Source organism: Hydrotalea sp. AMD (genome assembly GCF_004100315.1).
GTDB classification, from domain to species: Bacteria; Bacteroidota; Bacteroidia; order Chitinophagales; family Chitinophagaceae; genus Hydrotalea; species Hydrotalea flava.
Genome location: NZ_SCKY01000005.1, coordinates 133,167 through 154,002 on the forward strand (window position 1 = coordinate 133,167; position 20,836 = coordinate 154,002).

The window sequence follows — 20,836 nt, forward strand, 5'->3', positions numbered from 1 at the left end:
ATGACTTTTTAAGCATCCATCAAAATATATCCAAGTGTACAATACCTGCAATATTTGAGGGATGTTCAAAAAGAAAGTCAGGCGTCATCATCCTTTGTAAAAGGCGGTTAAATTGGGTGGAACGCCATCACCTGAAAATTAGGAATGTGTGTTTCATAGACTTTATTTATGTCATACGAGGTGGGGTAACCAATACCGGTATGGTGGAATGCCGAATAATATATTCAGCCGTAGAGCCTGTTAAAATTCTGTCTAATCCACTGCGGGCATGGGTACCCATTACAATTAAATCAGCCTCCCATTCCGAAGCAATGTTTAAAATTTCTTTTTCCGGAATACCTTCGGGTGTAAAACGAAAAACCTCTGTTTTGCCATCATACAATTCAATATATTGCTGAATGGTTTTATCTGCTTGCTGTAACAGCAAAGTTTTGCTTTGTTCCGGGGTAATGCCCAAATCGGCACTCACTACTTCTTTCGATTTATTAATCACGTATACTACACCTACCACAGCTTCTAAAGCCTGTGCCAATGTAAAACCGGCTCTGGCTGCTTTTATGGCATAAGCACTATCATCAACGGCAATTAATATTCTTTTATATTCCATAAATAAAAATATTTCATGTATTTAAAATTACCGAATTAAAGTAGTTCCTCCAAATGTGGCTAGTATACCGATTGTTAAACTTAATAATGCATACAGAAAAAAGTAAAATAAATTACCCTGTCTGATTAAGCTGATACTTTCATAAGAAAAACTTGAGAATGTTGTAAAGCCACCGCAAAAACCGGTAATCAGTAAAAGGCGCCATTCTAAAGTTAGCCAGCTGTATTTATTAGCAATACCATAAAGCAGGCCGATGATAAAACATCCCAAAATGTTCACTAAAAAAGTTCCCATTGGGAAACTGAATGAGCCAATTTTGTTCACCATTACCTGGCCCAGGTAGCGTAAAATACTACCCACTGCACCACCTAAAGCTATAATCAGCAAGTTCTTCATAATCATGAAATTGAAACGGATTAATCAATGTCCCAAAATTCAACTTCTTTGTAAATTACAATTTTTGACTGTAACAGGTCTTTGTGTTTCAGGAAAAAATTTTCTAATTTTTCTTTTTTGTCAATTAATTCCACACACATGGCTAGTTTTGAATTATCGCCTTCGGCACTAAAAGTTATAATATTACCATCTGTGCTAAAGCTGGTATGGGTACTATGTGCCGATGCATTGATAATACCATCTTTTTTTGCCTCAGCTACAATATGCATGTAGGCCGATTTTGGAAATAATTTTCTGAATAAGGTTCTGTCACCATGTCTTATTTTGTGGGCCGGCTCAATGTAAATCTCTAATTTTCCAAGAGAGTGGCTCTTGATTTTTTTAACCATTGTTTTCTTTTTTTAATACGTTTATCTCTTACATCGTGTAAGGTTTTGTCTGTATGGTGTTGTAAATTTCCTACTTTAGAAACTGCTACTCTTTGTGCATGGTAAATGCCTGAATGGCCGCTGAAATAATAGGCAGTAAAGCAGGCAACGGCATAGTATATTACATTTTCGCCGCCAAATAATTCAATGCCCATAAATGTACAGGCAATTGGCGTATTGGTAGCTCCGGCAAATACGGCAATAAAGCCCAATCCGGCCATTAAATCAATAGGGGCACCTGTAATAACACCCAGTGTATTACCCAATGCAGCTCCTATAAAAAACAGAGGAGTTACCTCACCACCTTTAAAACCCATTCCTAAGGTAATAGCAGTAAACAATAATTTCCAAAACCAACTAAAATAGGTGGCACCTCCTTCATGAAAACTGCTGATGATGCTTACCCCATTTTTGTTGGGGTTGGTTACTCCTAAACTTAAATAATCCTGCGTTCCAATAATATAGGTAAGTGTAATAATGATCAGGCCACCTGCTACCGGAATCATCCATTTTTGTTTTATCCATTTATTGCTGTAATTTTTAATTGTATGTGCTGTTTCAGCAAAAGCAAAACCGGCTAATCCAAATAAAATACCAGCTCCAATTACTTTGAATAGCAGCAATAAATCGAAGTGAACATATTTAAAGTAAGTTTTATCTATTGAAGCAAACAGAATATGGTATTGGGTATGATGAATGCCCCAGGCGCCACAGGTAATATCGGCAAGAAAACTGGCAATAAAGCAAGGCAGTAGTGCATCATGTTTAATGCGGCCTAATGCTAATACTTCTAATGCAAAAATTGCACCTGTAATGGGTGTGCCAAATACGGCACCAAAACCGGCTGCAACACCGGAAGTGAGTAACATTCTTACATCTTCTCTCGTTAATTTGAATTGCCTTGCAAAGAAATTTGCCAAACTGCCACCCACCTGCACGGCAGTACCTTCACGACCGGCTGAGCCGCCAAAAAGATGTGTGATGATGGTGGCAACAATAATCAATGGTGCCATTCTTGCCGGTACGCCACCGCCGGGTTCATGAATTTCATCCATAATTAAATTATTACCGCCCTCTGCATTTTTACCGGAAAATTGATACAAAAAATGTATGGCAACACCTGCAACAGGTAATAACCATAGGAGCCAGAGATGTGTGTAGCGGAAATGAATGGCTTTATCCAACAGCCATAAAAACCATGCAACCAAAGTACCTACCGAGAGGGAAACCGGGATTACAAACAGTGTCCATTGAATCAGGTGTGAGACAATAAATACGTGCTCAAAAGAATTTTTTATTCGCTTCATTCCTACAAATTAATGAATCTTTAAAAATATTTTCGAATCTTAATTTGTAGGCGCCATCATCCCTTTTATCGGGCAGTTAATCGGTGGACACCATCACCCTTGTAAATATGCTGCAAAGATACAATGCAATTGTGTCAGAAAAAAATGGAATAATCATTTTTCTTATTTCTAATTTCATTCTAATTTTTTTGAAATGTATAATTTGTTTATTCTTTTATTTAATCGTAATATTGCGATATTATTTTAAACACTATCAGTGGGCATTTCAAAAATAGAATTATTTACTAAGCAGCAAAATGAAATTGCTGCAATAGCCAAAGCATTGAGCCATCCTGCACGTATTGCTATTATTCAGGCTTTATTAAAAAAGAATTCATGTGTTTGTGGCGATTTGGTAGAAGAAACCGGTCTAGCGCAATCTACTACATCACAGCATTTAAAAGAATTAAGAAATGTGGGTATTATTCAAGGTACTGTGGAAGGCGTGAACGTATGTTATTGTATTGATTTAAAAACCTGGGCAAAGTATAGCGATTTATTTGCTAAATTTTTTGCTGCAACATCCGATTTAAAAGACCAATGTTGTTGATTATAAAAATTAAAATAATATGAAAACTGATAATGAATTGAAAGAATTGGTAAGGCAAAAATACAGTGAAATTGCTTTGCAGGATAAAGCTACTAATGCCGCTTCCTGTTGCGGTGCCGCAGGCTGTTCAACTGAAGTATATAACATAATGAGTGATGATTATACTGCTTTAGAAGGATATACTTCTGATGCTGATTTAGGTTTGGGATGTGGCTTGCCTACTCAATTTGCACAAATTAAACCCGGCAATACTGTGATTGATTTGGGAAGCGGTGCTGGTAATGATTGTTTTGTTGCAAGAGCAGCCACTGGTGTTTCAGGAAAAGTAATTGGGATTGATTTTACACCTGCTATGATTGAAAAAGCACGTACCAATGCTGAAAAATTAGGTTTCAACAATGTAGAATTCAGGCAGGGCGATATTGAACAAATGCCCGTTACTGCCAATGTTGCCGATGTAGTAGTAAGCAATTGTGTATTGAATTTAGTGCCCAATAAAGATGGTGTGTTTAAAGAAATTTTCCGGGTGTTGAAACCGGGTGGCCATTTTAGTATTTCTGATGTGGTATTGGTAGGAAACCTGCCTGAAGCATTACGTAAAGATGCTGAAATGTATGCAGGCTGTGTATCTGGTGCTATTCAGAAAGATGTTTATTTGGAATTGATACGGGTAAATGGATTTGAAAATATTATCATTCAAAAAGAAAAACCAATCATTATACCCGATGATATATTATTAAATTATTTAACTCATCAAAAAATAGCAGCCTTTAAAAATGGCACTACCGGTATATTTAGTATTACTGTATTTGCACAGAAGCAGGAACAAACTGCCGGCTGTTGTGCGCCGGGTTGTTGCTAATTGAATTTGTAAATTTTATTTATGTATACTACTATTCAGTCTTATTGCGAAACATTAACGCAACAATTCCATTCTATTGCTGCAGAAAGAAAGCCACTGCTTTCAAAAATCTGCGATTACATGTTGCAGCAACGAGCTGCCGGTAAATCGGTAAATCTGGTGTATATCTGTACCCATAATTCACGCCGAAGCCATTTTGGACAGATTTGGGCAGCTACAGCTGCTGAGTATTATGGCATACCCAATATCCATACTTTTTCGGGTGGAACAGAGGCAACTGCTTTTAATATCAATGCCATTCATGCATTAGAAAAAGTGGGGTTTATCATTCATTCAGATGGTCAACCAAACAATCCGGTTTACAAAGTTTGTTATGGTGAAGAAGCATGTACAACCTGTTTTTCTAAAGTGTATAACCATCCTTCTAATCCAAAAGATAACTTTCTAGCGATCATGACTTGTGGTGAGGCAGAGGCCAACTGTCCGTTTATTCCAGGGGCAGGTGGTAGAATTGCCACTACTTATGAAGATCCGAAATTGTTTGATGGCACGCCGCAGCAAGAAGCCGCTTATGATGAGCGATGCCGCCAAATTGCATTAGAAACATTGTATGTTTTTTCGCTGGTAAAATAGTGTAGTATTGAAACAACAATAGGATATCGTTGTGTTTAATGATATCCCATTGAATTAAAACAAAAGCCTTTTTACAATATTACTATTACATATCCCAAACCAAGGCAGATGCACCCAAAATGGCAGCATCTGATTCGTTAAGGTGACTCACCAAAATTTTTACTTTGTTTTGGAATACCTGAATCAGGTTTTCTTCCATATGTTTTTTAGTAGGGCTTAAAATTAAATCGCCGGCTTTGGTAAGTCCACCGAACAATATAATCGCTTCAGGGCTGGAGAACATAATGAAATTTGCCAATGCCATTCCTAAAATTTTACCGGTAAATTCAAAAATTTCCTGAGCCAATCTATCACCTGCAATAGCGGCTTCATAAACTTTTTTAGAATCTATTTTTTCTTTCGGAATTTTTCTTAAAACACTTTCTCTTTTACTATTGGCCAACAATTCATGTGCAGTGGTAGTAACGCCGGTGGCTGATGCATAACTTTCCAAAGATCCCTTTTTGCCGGTACCCGGATGGTATCTGCCATCGGGAATGATGGTGGTATGACCTAATTCACCTGCAAAACCATCGTGACCATAAATGAGTTTACCATTGGCCACAATACCACTGCCCACACCGGTACCCAAAGTAATCATAATAAAATCTTTCATTCCTTTGGCAGCGCCATACATCATTTCGCCTAACGCAGCAGCATTGGCGTCGTTGGTTAATACTACCGGCAACTTAAACTCATCCTGAACCAATTTTGCCATTGGCAAAATACCTTTCCAGGGTAAATTAGGCGCATATTCTACTGTGCCGGTGTAATAGTTGCCATTAGGAGCACCTACACCAATACCTTTAATACGGCCAATGCCTCCTGCTTTTTCAATAAGCGGAGCTAAATTTTGTTGCAGGTCTGCAATAAAAGTTTCAATTTCAGTGTGTTTCTTTGTGCTGATTTCTGATGAAAACAAAACATTTCCCAAACGGTCAACAATACCAAATTTAGTTCCGGTACCGCCAATATCTATACCAATGGCCAATGAATCAAGTGTGGAAGTTGAGGTTGACATGAATAATACTTTTGAAAAATTATAATTATAGATTAATGACCTGATGCCACTTGTGAATCAAAGTCTAATCCCTGTGCTTTTAAAACAGATTTTAATTTAATAGCCAAAAATGCTAATGCAGCAAAACAGCATGCGGCAACAATATAGGAAGGATGCATACCAAAGGCATCACCCAATGCCCCTTGAAATGGAGGAATGACTGCTCCCCCTAAAATCATCATAATTAAAAAGGCAGAACCCTGGCTGGTATATTTGCCCAATCCGGCAACACCCAGCGAAAAAATACAAGGCCACATAATCGAACAACACAATCCGCCAAATATAATGGCATACACAGATACAATACCTGATAATGTAGTGCCAATAATCATAGAAATGGTTCCTAATACTGCCAGTGTTAATAAGGTTTTTGCAGGTTTTTCCTGCCCGTAAAAAAATGCGGCAATGGCAATAACTATACAAATAGTATAGGGTAATAATTCCATAATATCATTTCCATATAAATGGTTTACAAACAACACAACGCCAAATGCAATAAAGGGTACAACAATTGTGGCAATTTTTTTACCCATGTTCGATAAATTAAATACCCCAATAGCACCTGTCCATCTTCCAATCATTAAACTACCCCAGTATAACGAAACAAATTTTGAAATTTTACTTTCATCTAAACCAATTTGTGTTAAGTAACCCGGGGTTTTTAATAAAGCACCAAAATTATTATCAATAGTAACTTCTGTTCCTACATATATAAAAATTCCTATCATGCCATATACCAATTGCGGATATTTCATGGCGCCCCATCCTTCATTATTTTTTATGGCTTTGTTGTTTGAATAAAATAAGGTAAAGAAAACAACGAATAAGGTTACAATCAGTAATGGTAATTTTTCAATGTTGGTTAACTGCCCTACAATAATGATGGCAATAATTAATCCGGTAAGAATCATTAAAGATTTAGATGCATTTTTTGAAGCTTCAAACTTTGCTTCATTTTTGCCGTCGGGTAATTTTTTTGAAAGTGCAAAAAATAGTGCCACTGCTAGAAATACGCCGGCTACTATCAAATATAAATTATTGATATTAGTTACAGTTACATTCTCAATGGCTGTTCCAACTGAGCCAAACAGAAAAAAACTGACAATAATGGGGCCCAGTGTGGTTCCAAAAGAGTTGACACCACCGGTAAGATTTAAGCGGTGCGAGCCTGTGGCAGGATCACCCAATGCAATGGCAAAAGGTTGTGCTGCGGTTTGTTGCAATGAAAATCCTAAGGCCACTACAAAAAAAGAAACCAATATTGCAGGAAATGAGTTTGCATTGGCAGAAGGTATAATGGCCAATGCGCCTACAACGGAAATGAGTAGTCCGTAAATGATGCCTTTTTTATATCCAATCTTGTTTAAGATATCGTACCCCACCATGCTGGAGATAAGGTACAACAACAATGAGCCAATAAAATAAGCGCCATAAAACGATGAACCAATAAGCTGTGATTCAAATTGCGAAAGATGAAAATGACTTTTACAAAAAGGAATAAAAATGCTGTTAGAGGCAGCAATAAATCCCCAGAAAAAAAATACCAATGCCAATGAGGCCAGGGCACTTCCATTTGTTTTAATTTTTGAAGCGTCAGGTTGGTTCATAACAATCGTTAAATAAGTTTTTAAAAAATGGGTTGCTAATTATGGCTGTAAAGTAAGATACATTTTGTAATCCTTAAAAAATTAATTGAAAATATGCATTAGTATCTATTTCATTCTTAACTTCAAGCAGATAATTAATTGATTGCTATGGAAATAATTCATGTAAGTGCAGAATGCTATCCCGTTGCAAAGGCTGGTGGATTGGGCGATGTGGTTGGGGCATTGCCAAAATACCAAAATAAAGCCGGGCATCATGCCAAAGTGGTAATGCCTATGCACCGTACCAAATTCTTATATGAAAACAGCTGGGAGGTTGATGCAAAAGGATATTTAGCCATTGGCGGACATTATTATAATTACACCATTATAAAGGAAGCTACCCATAAATTAGGTTTTGATTTATATTTAGTTGACATCAATGGTTTATTAGATCGAGATAAAATTTATGGTTATGATGATGACAGTTACCGTTATCTCGCCTTTCAAATTGCCATTTTAAACTGGTTGAGTTCCTGGGAACACCGGCCCGATATTATCCATTGCCACGACCACCATACCGGGCTTATTCCTTTTATGGTTAAAAATTGTTTTGATTATCGAAAACTCCAATCAGTGCCTACTATACTTACCATTCATAATGCACAATACCAGGGTTGGATGGGGTGGGACAAAAGCCATTGGTTACCTGCTTATGATAGTTGGAAATGGGGTGATTTAGATTGGAATAATACCATCAACCCATTGGCAAGTGGCATAAAATGTGCATGGAAAGTTACCACCGTAAGCTGGAGCTATTTAAATGAATTAAAATACAATAGTAATGGTTTAGAAGCCTTGTTTGAATATGAAAAAGGGAAATGTATTGGCATTTTAAATGGAATAGATAATGATGTTTGGAACCCCGATACCGATACCTATTTAAAACATCATTATAACGTAAAAACGGTTGATAAAGGAAAAGAAAAAAACAAACAGGCACTTTGTAAGCAATTTGGTTTAAATGAGGCAGTTCCATTGGTTATATTTATTGGAAGATTAGTAGGAGAAAAAGCCGCCGATATTTTGCCTGAAAGTATCAAGGTTATTTTACATGGTATGAAAGATTCAGTTGCTTTCTTAATTGTTGGTACCGGCGATACAGCCATTGAATGGCAGTTGAGTATGATGAATAATTTATATCCGGGATATTATCATGCAGTAATTGGCTATAATGAAGCCTTATCGCATGAAATGTATGCCGGTGGCGATTTTTTACTCATGCCCAGTAGGGTAGAGCCCTGTGGTTTAAACCAAATGTATGCCATGCGTTATGGCACTGTGCCCATGGTGCGCAGTACGGGTGGCTTGCAGGATACGGTAATTGATATGGGCGATTGGGAAGGATTTGGCATTCGTTTTAATCATGCCAGTATTCACGATATTTATTATTCTATAAGCCGTGCTGTAGGCGTGTATCAGGATAAAGTGCAACTATCGCTTATGCGCAAAACAATGATGAATATTGATCATAGTTGGGATAAAACTGTGAATGAATACATTATGGTATACCAATCTGTTTTGTAATGTTTTAGAATACTCAATTTTATATACATTCATCTAACCTTAAATATTGAATTTTATGTCAACGCTTAGTCAGTCTGTAGTAGCCGTTATTTTAGGAGGCGGTGCAGGTACCCGGTTATATCCACTCACTGCATCCCGCTCAAAACCTGCGGTACCTATTGCAGGAAAATATCGGTTGGTAGATATACCTATTAGTAATTGTATTAATTCCAATATCAACCGCATGTTTGTATTAACACAATTTAATTCAGCATCGTTGAATAAACATATCAAAAACACCTACCATTTTAGTGCTTTCAGTACAGGGTTTGTAGATATACTGGCTGCAGAACAAACACCCGATAATCCGGGATGGTTTCAGGGTACAGCCGATGCGGTACGCCAATCGCTACGCCATATTGATAATTTAGAATTTGATTACATATTAATTTTAAGTGGTGATCAATTATACCAAATGGATTTTGATGCCATGATTGCAGCGCATAAAGCCAAAGAAGCTGATATTACTATTGCTACCATTCCAGTTCCTGCACGAGAAGCATCAGAGTTTGGAATCATGAAAACCGATGAAACAAACTGTATTACTTCATTTATAGAAAAGCCGAAACCGGCATTATTGGGTGAATGGATTAGTGATACAGGGGCAGAGATGCAACAACAGGGGCGTGTTTATCTAGCCTCGATGGGTATTTATATTTTTAATAAGCAGGTGTTATACAATTTGTTGAAAGAAGTATATCCTGAAGCCACTGATTTTGGTAAGGAAATTATGCCACAATCTATTGCAAAATATAATGTTTTGAGTTTTCAGTATGATGGATATTGGACAGATATTGGAAATATTTATTCCTTTTTTGAAGCTAATTTGGCGCTTACAGAAGAAATTCCATTGTTTAATTTGTTCGACAATAGCAGAATTATTTATACCCGTGCCCGGATGTTGCCACCTGCAAAAATCAGTGGTACCACTTTAGAAAAAACCATTATTTCAGATGGCTCCATCATTTTAGCCAGTAGAATGGAAAAATGTGTGGTAGGTATTCGGGCTAGAATTGGGCATGGTTCAACTATTGTAAATGCGTACATAATGGGTAATGATTATTATGAAACCTTAGAAGTGATGGCAGAAAATGTTAGTAAAGGCATTCCTAAAATTGGTATTGGAGAAAGATGCTATATTAAAAATGCCATTATTGATAAAAACTGCCGCATTGGTAATGATGTACGCATAAATGGAGGTAGCCACTTAGATAATACGGATCATCCTTTATATACCATTAAAGATGGTATTGTGGTTGTAAAAAAAGGCGCCATTTTACCCGATGGTTTTGTAATATAATTGTATGTTTGAAAAACATCTTTTTAACAAGATGTTTTTTTGCTATTTTTATATTTGTGTAAAAAATACATATTAATTTAAACGATTGTCATGCCAAGTGCCCAGACCCCTGCTACTTCCAATTCTGTCTCCTCAAGCAAACCCCGATTGCGTTTTTGGCAAATATGGAATATCAGTTTCGGATTTTTAGGTGTACAAATTGGATATTCTTTGCAAAATGCCAATACCAGCCGCATACTTTCTGCTATTGGTGCCGATCCGCACCATTTAAGTTTGTTTTGGTTAGCCGCACCTTTAGCCGGTTTTTTTGTACAGCCGATAGTGGGCTTATCCAGCGATAAAACCTGGACTCGTTTGGGCCGAAGAATTCCATTTATTTTAGGTGGGGCTATTGTTTCGGCAATGGCGATGTTTTTTATGCCCAATTCTGAGCATTTTGCCGAATTGTTGCCGCCGCTCTTTTTTGGGGCTACCATGCTATTGTTAATGGATACTTCTTTTAATGTAACCATGCAGCCTTTTCGTGCATTGGTGAGTGATATGGTTTCTGAAAGCCAACGTAACGAGGGTTATGCTATCCAAAGCTTTTTAATTAATGCAGGTGCTGTTCTTGGATCGTTGCTTCCTTTTATTTTAACTACATTAGGCGTTGCCAATGAGCCGGGCCCCGGACAGAAAGTGGCCCCTACCGTTATCTGGTCGTTTTATTTTGGTGGCGGTGCATTGTTGTTAAGTGTTTTATGGACATCGCTTCGTACAAAAGAATATCCTCCTGCAGAATATGCCCAATACAACAATATTGATGAAAATGAAAATAAAGAAAAAGTTAGTTTTCTAACCTTAATTAAAAACATTCCGGCTACCATGTTGCAATTGGCTGTAACGCAATTCTTTTCCTGGTTTTCGCTTTTTTTAATGTGGGTGTACACTACACAGGGTATTGCACAACATATCTGGCAAACCACTAATCCGGAATCGAAGGAATACAATGAAGCCGGAAACTGGACAGGTGTAATTTTTGCAGCCTACAGTGTATTTGCTGCTTTATACTCGCTGATACTCACTCCATTGGCGAACCGCTTTGGCAGAAAAAATACTTACATGCTTTCATTAATGGCCGGTGGAATTGGTTTAATATCTATGATGTTTATAACCGATAAGTATTGGCTTTTACTGCCTATGTTGGGTGTAGGCATTGCATGGGCTGCTATTTTGGCTTTGCCTTATGCAATTTTATCTGCTTCATTACCTGCCAGACAAACCGGTGTTTACATGGGAATTTTTAATGTTACCATTACTGTGCCGCAAATTGCTGCCGGCTTATTGGGTGGTATTGCACTTACAGCGTTGGGAGAAAAACCCATCCATGTAATTGGACTGGCAGGTGTTTCTATGATATTGGCCGGCATCTTCGCAAAAACTGTCATTAAAACAACAAATTCCTGATTGATTTTAAAATTATACTGTTATGCTCAAAAACAATTTATGGTATTTCGTTCTCTTCGTTCTATTTGTTCCTTCAGTAGTCTGCGCACAGGATGCAGCTGTTTATCCATCCAACTGGTGGGTAGGCATGCAGCAGCATCAAATTCAATTGCTCATTAAAAGTGCTACGCCCGATGCCATTGCAACCGGTCAAATTCAAATCAATTATCCGGGTGTACAATTGTTGAAAGTACATCCATTAGATAATAAAACATATGTAGCAGTTGATATTAATATTACCGAAGCAGCTAAACCCGGTATGGTACCTATCGTTTTTTGGGCGGGCAATTCAAAACAAACGCTTCAATGGCCATTGTATGCCAGAAGAAAGGGTAACGGTACACAGTTTGCGCAAGGTGTAAATGCCGCCGATTTTATTTATCTGGCTATACCAGACCGTTTTAGTAATGGCGATACCACCAATGACCGAATTCCGGGCATGCGCGACCAATCATTGAATCGCGATTCTATTTATTTAAGGCATGGTGGCGACTTTCAGGGAATCATCAACCATTTGGATTATTTAAAAAATATAGGAGTAACTGCATTATGGCTTACACCGGTTATTGAAAATGATGAACCTAACAGAACCGAGCATGGTTATGCTTTTACCAATCATTATAAAATAGAACCCAGATTAGGTGGAGAAAAAATGTACCTTAAACTGAGTGATGAACTACACAAACGAGGTATGAAATTAATTCAGGATGCAGTGTACAACCATGTTGGCAGTAAAAACATCTTTTTCTTAGATCCACCAACTAAAGACTGGTTTCATCAATGGCCAAAATTTACCCAAACATCGTATAAAGATCAACCATTATACGATCCTTATGCAGCTGCTATCGATAAAAAAATTACCAGCGATGGATGGTTTACAGAAAAAATGCCCGATTTAAATCAAAACAATCCTTATGTAGCCAATTTCTTAATTCAACATGCCATTTGGAGTGTTGAAAAATTTGGCGTTGATGGCTGGCGGATTGACACTTACATTTATAATGATTTAAATTTCATGAACCGTTGTAATGCAGCTTTGGAAAAAGAATTTCCAAAAATTACCATGTTTGGCGAAACATGGGTGCATGGGGTATCCAGTCAGGCCTATTTTGTTGATAATAAAATTCAAATACCTTTTAAAAGTAATTTACAGGGTGCAACCGATTTTCAAATGTTATTTGATGGTATTTTACCCGCAGTGAATCAGCCTTTTGGCTGGACGGAAGGTGTAAACCGATTGTACAGCACACTGGCAAAAGATTTTTTATATACAAACCCCATGCGGAATGTGATTTTTTTAGACAATCATGATTTGTCCCGTTTTTTTTCAGTAGTGAAAGAAGATGTTGCCAAACAAAAAATGGGTATTGCCTGGTTGTTAACCTGCCGGGGAATACCGGAAATGTATTATGGTACTGAAGTACTCATGAAAGGATTTACCAATCCGGATGGATGGGTGCGTTTAGATTTCCCGGGTGGATGGAAAGGAGATAAGAAGAATGCATTTACCGGAGAAGGACTTTCAAAAGAGGAATTAGAGGTACAGCAATATACCAGAACGCTGGCAAATTTCAGGAAAACATCACCTGCAATAACATCAGGTAAGTTAATGCAATATGTGCCGAAAGATGGGTTATATGTGTACTTCAGATATACACCCAACCAAACCATTATGTGTGTAATGAATACCAATGAAAAATCTCAAAAAATAAAATTCAGTAATTATGCGGAACGCACGGCGGGTTTTACAAAAGGGATTGATGTAACAAATGGTAGTACTGTTGAAAGTAATTTTGAAGTAATGCCAAAAACTTTGATGGTTATTGAATTGAAAAAATAATTCATGATTTTTTTCCAATCATTGCCCGGAAGCAAAAATTGCTTGCGGGCAATTTTATAATAATGCATTCCAAACATATTTAGGGCCTGATTTTCCCCAGTCACTCATCCCTTTATTCAGATCCTTTTGCAGGTTCAGCCAATTGGTTATTTTACCTTTTAATTTAGGTTCAGCAATACTGCCAGCAGGTTCAGTTAATTCTAATTTAGTGGCAAACCAGGTAGTATACAATCGTGGTATGGCTAAGCCTAAAATTAAACCTGGTAATCCGCTAAAACTTTCCGGGCCACTGCTCACCGGAATTTGATCGGTATAAAATGCAACAACATATACTGAATCGCAAATTTTAGTAACCGCTTTTTTACATTCAAATCCGGCAATATCTCTGGTTTCGCCGGTAATACGCCATTCTAATTGTCGTAGTGTATCTTGTAAAAAATAGGTCTGTTCAAAAACATCGCGCTGCATATCTATTCTGTTTTTGGATAAATCTTTCCATATCTTATCATTCTCAGAGGGCTTCATGCCAAAAATATATTTGGTATCATCATTTTCTTTTATGAGTTGGAATAGGCTATAATTTTTATTAAAGTTTAGTACATAATCGTTCACCACTATTTTAGGCATATTTTTTTTCATCAGCTGTGCCCATTCATTATCATTATCCATATCTAATAGCTGGTATTGGTTTACCCGTTTTTCATAATATATTTTTCCTGCATATATAAAATTGACTTGTGCAGATACCTGTATTGCCAATAGCAGGAGTATAAAAAAAGAAAGGATGTTTTTCATAAATATTTTCGTCTGGTTATTTTTATTGTTGATTCAATACAGTTGATGCAACCTATTTTTTTACTGAGCGGGTTTACCATTTTTATTAAAATTATAAGCAAGACTCAGCAAAAAATATCGTTGAATAGTTTGTTGCGTGGTCTGCGCAATAAAGTTACTGCTGATATTTCTGTTGATACCTTTATTTTGATTCAGCAAATCATTCACAGAAAATTTTAGCTCCCAGTTATCATTTTTGGTAAATGTTTTTTTGAGGGATGCGTTTACCAGATACACATCTGCATTGCCGGTAAACACACTTGTTTTTTGATAGATGGTGATATTACTGTTTGCTTCAAAATATAACTTAGCCGGTAGTTTGGCAGTGAAGTTAATGTATGGTGTGTATGTCCAGTAACGGGTAATAATGTTAGGGCTGATGGATGAACGGGAATAGTTCCTGGTAAAATCGGCATTTACATAAAAATTTACTTTCTTAGCGCTCCATCTGCCAAAATAAACCCCAATATTTATATTTCGGTTGTCGTTAATATTTTTTTCACCGTTAATAAAATTGATATACCGATTTATGCCCGGTGTACTGCTGAATCCGGCAATCCATGTAGGTACTATTTCAAAACTATAGAACATAAAAATATTGCCACTATAGTTTCCGTTTACATTTACCGCCTGATTCACTCTTCGGCCTGAACTATCTACCACACTTGATGAGCTGATGGCATTGTTTGTTAAATTAAAATTTCCACTAATGTAAATATTTCTGCTTTTTAAAACTTTAAAATCTGATACTGATAATTGAAAGCGATGATTGAATTCCTGTTTTAAATTGGGGTTGCCAATATTAATATTTAAAGGATCGGTATTGTCAACGAATGGCTGAATTTGAATCAGGGTAGGGTTTCGGATAGAACCCGTATAGGTTAAACTTATTTTTCTTTGTGCTTTAGGAGTAAAGTTGATGGCCGCTGTGGGCAAAAAATTGGTGAACTGAATAGTACGATGGGTATTTTGCAATATATCATTTAAATTGAATGTAGTTATACCTATACCGGAACCTGCAAAAAAATTAAATTTCTTTGCATTGTACCGGAAAGTGGCGCCGCCAGACTGGCTATTGATGTTGTATTTAAAATGATTGGTCAGCGAATCAACACCAATATCATATTTCCCATTAATACTATCTTTTGCAAAGGTGTTTCTTTGCGCATCATTACCTGAAAAGCCAAAACGATAATTGAGTTCTAAAAATGTTTTTTTCCATAATGGTTCTGTGTACACCAATTTACCATCTACCCCGGAAAGATTTTCATTGTTGGTTTTATACTGATCAATATTTTGTGCCGTTGATAAAAAACCGGTTTTGTCATAAAAGCTGTTTTGTGCTATTAAAAAGCCGGTATTATTTCTGCCTGAAAAATTGAGATTTCCATTAAAAGAGATGGTACGTCCAGCTTTTTTAAATTTTTTTCGCCAGAAAAAATTACTTAAAAAATTATTTTCAGTACCATCTAATGTAGTGGTTCTATCGGTTTGATTGATAATTTGTCCTTCCTGGCTAATTGACTGGCCGGTGTACAGGTTATTGTCGTTCTTTTTAATCTGCGAACCCGTTAATGTAACTTTTAATGAACTGGTTGAATCTATCTGCCATTCATACACAGCATTCATCCGATGCCTTTGCCGGGTGTTGTCGGCATTTTGTTGCACTTTATTAATAAAAGTAGTATCAGGTAAAATATACTGTGTAATGGAATTGGTTTGACCAATGATATTTAAATGATTGAACTGATAAGTGCCATTAATGTTTTGTTTGTCTTCATTCCATTTATTTCCATAAGTAGCACCTGCAGAGGTTGAATTAGGCAAGCCGGAGCCGTTGCTAAACTCATCACTCATTTGGCTAATCCAAATACTGCCATCATCCTGCACATCGGTAGTTCTGTTTAAGTCATTACCATAATTACTTTTTTCGTTCCAGTTTAATGATTCGTAACGTGTGTTATCATTGGTAACATAAGCTGCAAATTTTCGTTTCTTTTGAAAGGAGTTCACCATGGCTTTTTCATAATGATATTGCGTGGCATCGCTTCCGGCTTCTACTTTTCCAAAATAGCCTTTCTTTTTATCTTCTTTTAAAGTTAAATTAATGGTTTTGGTTTTTTCTCCATCATCAATACCCGAAAAAACGGCTTGTTCACTTTTTTTATCGTAAACCTGCACTTTGTCTACATAATCTGCTCTTAAATTTTGTGTTACAACTGCAGGGTCATCACTAAAAAACTCTTCCCCATCCACCAATACTTTTCTAACCCGTTCACCTTGTGCCGTTATTTCACCCTTGGCATTTACCTGAATGCCGGGTAATCGTTTTAAAAGATCTTGTACATTCGCGTTGGGGCCGGTATGAAAACTATCCGCCTTAAATTCGGTAGTATCACCTTTTATTTTTATGGCAGCAACCCGTTGTTGCACAATCACTTCCTGCAGTAAATGGGCTTTTGTTTCTAAATAAATATTGCCTAAATCAATAAGGATTTGTCCCGGTTTTATAAACAGTGTATCAATAAAATCAGCATAATTCGGATACGACACCATTACAATACTTTTTACGGCAGGTATTGCATTCATTTCAAAGCTTCCATTTTTATGTGTACGGGTAAAATGCAGTAAAACAGAATCATTGGCTCTTAAAACTGCAACAACTGCATTGGATAATGTGATATGTGCAGTAGTATCGGAAATAGTTCCTTTAATACGGATGGTTTGTGCAGCCGAATGCAATGAAACAAATAGCAAAATGGATATTGGCAAAAATTTTCTCATAAGCACTGTTCATGTTAATAACTTCAATTCATTTTAAAAGCATAAATTGTAGTCCGGAATATGCAGGTTAAACAAAGGTTAGTTATTTTTAATATTCGACAAAATAAGTAATATGTCTAATTCTACAAAAAAAAATATTAAAAATGGAGGCAATAACCAAAATTTGGTTGGTGTTGTTGCTTTAAAAGCCGGATTAATGCCACCCTATGAAACGGTTCAATTCGTTGATACACAGCGTTCAGTGTGGAATTATTCACTTTTTACAGAAGATGATATTGTCAATTTTCAACAGGGAACACATTATTGTTTATATCATTTATTCGGCAATAAACAAATTGAAGTATCCGGTACAAAGGGTACTTATTTTGCTGTTTGGGCACCTAATGCAACGTATGTTAGTGTAATTGGATATTTTAATCAGTGGGATAAAACAGCGCATCCTTTAATGGTACGGTTAGATCATTCCGGTATTTGGGAGGGGTTTATACCACATGTGGAAGCGGGCGAAGCCTATAAATACCACATCATTGGTTACCAGAGTTTAGCTTTAGATAAAGGAGATCCGTTTGCGCATTATTGGGAAAAAAGGCCATTTACAGCATCTATTGCCTGGCAAACCGATTATAATTGGGGGGATGCTGAATGGATGAAAAACAGAAATGAAAAAAACAGTTTATCTGCACCCATATCTGTATACGAAATGCATTTGGCCAGTTGGATGCGTCCCGATAAAAACAATGAAGAAATATACAATTCTTATGATCAAATTGCAGAACGTTTGGTGCCGTATTTAAAAGAAATGGGGTTTACACATGTTGAGTTTATGCCTGTTATGGAACATCCATTTGATGGAAGCTGGGGGTATCAGGGTACCGGTTATTTTGCACCTACTTCACGCTTTGGCAACCCGCAGGAGTTTGCCCATTTAATTGACGCATTGCATCAGGCAGGTATTGGTGTTTTTTTAGATTGGGTACCTTCTCATTTTCCTTATGATGCACATGGTCTGTTTTTGTTTGATGGAACACATACCTATGAGTATGCAGACATGCGCAAAGGTTATCATCCCGATTGGAGCTCCTATATCTTTAATTACAAACGTGGTGAAGTAAAAAGTTTTTTGATTAGTAATGCCAGATTTTGGTGTGATGCATTTCATGCAGATGGCTTACGTGTTGATGCGGTAAGTTCCATTCTTCGATTGGATTACAGTAGAAACGAAGGTCAATGGGAACCCAATGAATTTGGAGGAAATGGTAATATAGAAGCCATTGCCTTTGTAAAAGATTTAAATGAAACATTGTATCGTGATTTTCCGGATATTCAAACCATTGCCGAAGAGGCAACAGACTGGCCAAAAATCAGCAAACCAACCTTTGAAGGGGGTTTGGGATTTGGAATGAAATGGATGATGGGATGGATGCACGATACTTTAGACTATTTTAAAGTTGATCCTATTTTTAGATCTGCACTACAGGATAAATTTACATTCAGCATGATGTATTTTTATGACGAAAATTTTATGCTTCCTCTTAGTCACGATGAAGTGGTGCATGGCAAAAGCCCCATGATTTATAAAATGCCGGGCGATGAATGGCAAAAATTTGCCAACCTAAGAGTACTCTATGTATACATGTTTACCCATCCCGGTGCGAAATTATTATTTATGGGCAATGAATTTGGCGTAACCAATGAATGGAACTATAAAAGTGAATTGCAATGGGAATTGTTACAATATGCGCCTCATCTGGGTTTGCAAAAATGTGTACAGCAGCTCAATCAATTATACAAAACAGAACCTGCCTTGTATGAATTACAATTTTCATCTGAAGGGTTTGAGTGGGTTGATTTAAATCACAGGTCAGAATGTATCATGGCTTTTAAACGAAAAGGAAAAAAGGCTGCTGATGATTTGCTGATTCTACTCAATATGACGCCGGTGGTGCATCATAACTGGGAAGTACATGTATATGGCAAACAAGCATGGAAAGAAATTTTTAATAGTGATAATAAAGCATTTTATGGCACCGGCGATATACAAAATACAAGTATTGTAGGCGAAAAAGTGTATATAGATGAAGAATGGTATCGTATAAAAGTACATTTACCGGCACTTTCTGCCATAGTGTTAAAATAACCTTGACTGAATCCTCAAAAGCAATCAATTCAATCGTTTTTTAACAGGATTTGTGCAGTGAATTGAAAATTAAATAAGTATTTTTCCGGCTTTTATTAAGGTGCAACTTTACACATCCGGCAATTTTTTATATGGATATTGAATTATTAAACTGGCTCAACCACCATCGTATTGTATGGCTTGATCCTATCATACATTTTATTACGAACACTGCTTATGTATTTGCAATAGCAGTTCCTGTTATTATGCTGATTGTTGGCTATTGGCAAAAAAATAAATTCATTCAATTCAGAGCGTGGTTTATTTTGTTTGCAATGTTGCTGGCTGAAATTGTTTCCACTATTTTAAAATTTTCCATTAACCGAACCAGGCCTTTTAAAGTGTATCCTTTTATTGAAAAGTTAACGGCCGGAGGAAGCCCATCTTTTCCCTCAGGCCATACAACCGATGCTTTTGTAATTTGTGTCAGTATTATTGTGGTGTATCATAAATGGCAATACACCATTCCTGTTTTAATTTGGGCAATGTTGGTGGGTTATTCAAGAATGGCACTGGGTGTACATTATCCTACCGATGTTTTAGGTGGCATTATAATTGGTGCTGCTGCTCCGCTTGTTTTAAAATATGCGGTACCTCGTTACAAAGCGCAATTTAAATATTAGTTATGTTAGAATATTTGGAACAATTAGACCGAAAAATATTGTTATTTGTAAATGGACACCATAATGCTTTTTTTGATGGGTTTATGTACTGGTGTAGCGGGCAATACTCCTGGTTACCATTTTATGTATTGCTATTGTTACTCATCATTTCAAAATTGAAGAAAAAGGCCATACCTTTTGTATTACTAGTGGCAGTATTGCTCACTATCAGCGATCAAATGGCATCTTCTGTTTTCAAACCCATATTTCACCGTTTCAGGCCCAGCCATGAACCGGGATTAGAAAATTTGTTGCATTATGTAAATAATTACAGAGGTGGTATGTATGGTTTTGTTTCCTCACATGCAGCCAATACATTTTCACTGGCTTTTTATTTTTTCTTTTCAATAAAAAAACAAATGCCCAAACTTACACTCATCCTGTTTTTATGGGCTGCATTGGTATCGTACAGCCGGATATATTTAGGTGTACACTATCCCAGCGATGTGGTAGTTCCCATATTCATAGCCGTAGCCAATGGTTTTATTATTTCCCGATTGTATTTATGGATTGAAAAACGTTATTTTACAACCACACCAATGGTTTAATTCAATAGAAATTAACCCCTGCAATTTCTGAAATTTATACCGGTACTTGTGGTATATTCAGAATAGAAACAAATAAT

General features: G+C 36.7%; 18 protein-coding genes and 2 riboswitches. Of the genes, 10 read left to right on the forward strand and 8 right to left on the reverse strand.

Annotated features, from left to right (window positions below; genetic code table 11):
• Positions 1–71 precede the first annotated feature (71 nt).
• Positions 72–141, reverse strand: a riboswitch (Fluoride riboswitch).
• Between the two features lie 25 nt (positions 142–166).
• Genes EO766_RS04750 through EO766_RS04765 form a run of 4 tightly spaced genes read right to left on the reverse strand, consistent with a single transcriptional unit; the run spans position 167 to position 2,738 of the window.
• Positions 167–607 (reverse strand): universal stress protein, encoded by a 441-nt coding sequence (locus EO766_RS04750; RefSeq protein WP_074419996.1) that lies wholly within the window; start codon positions 605–607, stop codon positions 167–169.
• Positions 608–634: 27 nt separating this feature from the next.
• Positions 635–1,003, reverse strand: coding sequence for a fluoride efflux transporter CrcB (gene crcB / locus EO766_RS04755; RefSeq protein ID WP_074420022.1), 369 nt, complete (start codon positions 1,001–1,003; stop codon positions 635–637).
• A 20-nt stretch (positions 1,004–1,023) separates the two neighbouring features.
• Positions 1,024–1,392, reverse strand: a complete 369-nt coding sequence (locus tag EO766_RS04760) for a DUF190 domain-containing protein (protein ID WP_074419995.1) — start codon at positions 1,390–1,392, stop codon at positions 1,024–1,026.
• Entirely contained in the window at positions 1,353–2,738 is a 1,386-nt protein-coding gene (locus tag EO766_RS04765) for a voltage-gated chloride channel family protein (protein ID WP_287100780.1), read from the reverse strand. The genes EO766_RS04760 and EO766_RS04765 overlap by 40 nt, the downstream gene beginning before the upstream one ends.
• A 40-nt stretch (positions 2,739–2,778) precedes the next feature.
• Positions 2,779–2,845: riboswitch (Fluoride riboswitch) on the reverse strand.
• A 149-nt stretch (positions 2,846–2,994) separates the two neighbouring features.
• Between EO766_RS04765 and EO766_RS04770 the strand changes: the two genes are divergently transcribed.
• From EO766_RS04770 to EO766_RS04780, 3 genes are read left to right on the forward strand one after another with little or no spacing between them, the layout of a single operon-like run.
• Positions 2,995–3,327, forward strand: coding sequence for an ArsR/SmtB family transcription factor (locus tag EO766_RS04770; RefSeq protein ID WP_287100781.1), 333 nt, complete (start codon positions 2,995–2,997; stop codon positions 3,325–3,327).
• 19 nt (positions 3,328–3,346) lie between these two features.
• On the forward strand, positions 3,347–4,189 hold the full coding sequence (locus tag EO766_RS04775) for an arsenite methyltransferase (protein ID WP_287100782.1): 843 nt from the start codon (positions 3,347–3,349) through the stop codon (positions 4,187–4,189).
• Positions 4,190–4,210: 21 nt separating this feature from the next.
• Complete coding sequence (locus EO766_RS04780; RefSeq protein WP_074420458.1) at positions 4,211–4,822, forward strand: low molecular weight phosphatase family protein; 612 nt, start codon at positions 4,211–4,213, stop codon at positions 4,820–4,822.
• An 85-nt stretch (positions 4,823–4,907) separates the two neighbouring features.
• On the opposite strand, the gene EO766_RS04785 is transcribed toward EO766_RS04780, so the two are convergent.
• Positions 4,908–5,882, reverse strand: coding sequence for an ROK family protein (locus EO766_RS04785; protein ID WP_074420457.1), 975 nt, complete (start codon positions 5,880–5,882; stop codon positions 4,908–4,910).
• Between the two features lie 32 nt (positions 5,883–5,914).
• Positions 5,915–7,528 carry an MFS transporter gene (locus tag EO766_RS04790; RefSeq protein WP_074420456.1) on the reverse strand — a complete coding sequence of 538 codons (1,614 nt, stop codon included), beginning with the start codon at positions 7,526–7,528 and terminating at the stop codon, positions 5,915–5,917.
• A gap of 147 nt (positions 7,529–7,675) precedes the next feature.
• Here EO766_RS04790 and EO766_RS04795 point away from each other — a divergent pair, with 147 nt between their 5' ends.
• The 4 genes from EO766_RS04795 (at position 7,676) to EO766_RS04810 (ending at position 13,755) form a co-directional block, all read left to right on the forward strand.
• Positions 7,676–9,091: a glycogen synthase gene (locus EO766_RS04795; protein ID WP_074420455.1), complete on the forward strand. Its 1,416-nt coding sequence runs from the start codon at positions 7,676–7,678 to the stop codon at positions 9,089–9,091.
• Positions 9,092–9,146: 55 nt separating this feature from the next.
• Positions 9,147–10,430, forward strand: coding sequence for a glucose-1-phosphate adenylyltransferase (locus EO766_RS04800; RefSeq protein ID WP_074420454.1), 1,284 nt, complete (start codon positions 9,147–9,149; stop codon positions 10,428–10,430).
• Positions 10,431–10,520: 90 nt separating this feature from the next.
• The gene (locus EO766_RS04805; protein WP_218330696.1) at positions 10,521–11,876 is read left to right on the forward strand and encodes an SLC45 family MFS transporter; all 1,356 of its coding nucleotides are present in this window, start codon (positions 10,521–10,523) and stop codon (positions 11,874–11,876) included.
• A gap of 22 nt (positions 11,877–11,898) precedes the next feature.
• The gene (locus EO766_RS04810) at positions 11,899–13,755 is read left to right on the forward strand and encodes a glycoside hydrolase family 13 protein (protein WP_218330695.1); all 1,857 of its coding nucleotides are present in this window, start codon (positions 11,899–11,901) and stop codon (positions 13,753–13,755) included.
• 54 nt (positions 13,756–13,809) lie between these two features.
• Here the strand turns inward: EO766_RS04810 and EO766_RS04815 are convergent, their stop codons facing one another.
• Positions 13,810–14,550 (reverse strand): GLPGLI family protein, encoded by a 741-nt coding sequence (locus tag EO766_RS04815; RefSeq protein WP_287100783.1) that lies wholly within the window; start codon positions 14,548–14,550, stop codon positions 13,810–13,812.
• 60 nt (positions 14,551–14,610) lie between these two features.
• Complete coding sequence (locus EO766_RS04820; protein ID WP_287100784.1) at positions 14,611–17,373, reverse strand: outer membrane beta-barrel family protein; 2,763 nt, start codon at positions 17,371–17,373, stop codon at positions 14,611–14,613.
• Positions 17,374–17,485: 112 nt separating this feature from the next.
• Here EO766_RS04820 and glgB point away from each other — a divergent pair, with 112 nt between their 5' ends.
• The 3 genes from glgB (at position 17,486) to EO766_RS04835 (ending at position 20,759) form a co-directional block, all read left to right on the forward strand.
• Entirely contained in the window at positions 17,486–19,510 is a 2,025-nt protein-coding gene (gene glgB / locus EO766_RS04825; protein WP_287100785.1) for a 1,4-alpha-glucan branching protein GlgB, read from the forward strand.
• Positions 19,511–19,641: 131 nt separating this feature from the next.
• Complete coding sequence (locus EO766_RS04830; RefSeq protein ID WP_074418414.1) at positions 19,642–20,172, forward strand: phosphatase PAP2 family protein; 531 nt, start codon at positions 19,642–19,644, stop codon at positions 20,170–20,172.
• 2 nt (positions 20,173–20,174) lie between these two features.
• Positions 20,175–20,759 carry a phosphatase PAP2 family protein gene (locus EO766_RS04835; protein WP_074418413.1) on the forward strand — a complete coding sequence of 195 codons (585 nt, stop codon included), beginning with the start codon at positions 20,175–20,177 and terminating at the stop codon, positions 20,757–20,759.
• The last annotated feature ends 77 nt before the right edge of the window (positions 20,760–20,836 follow it).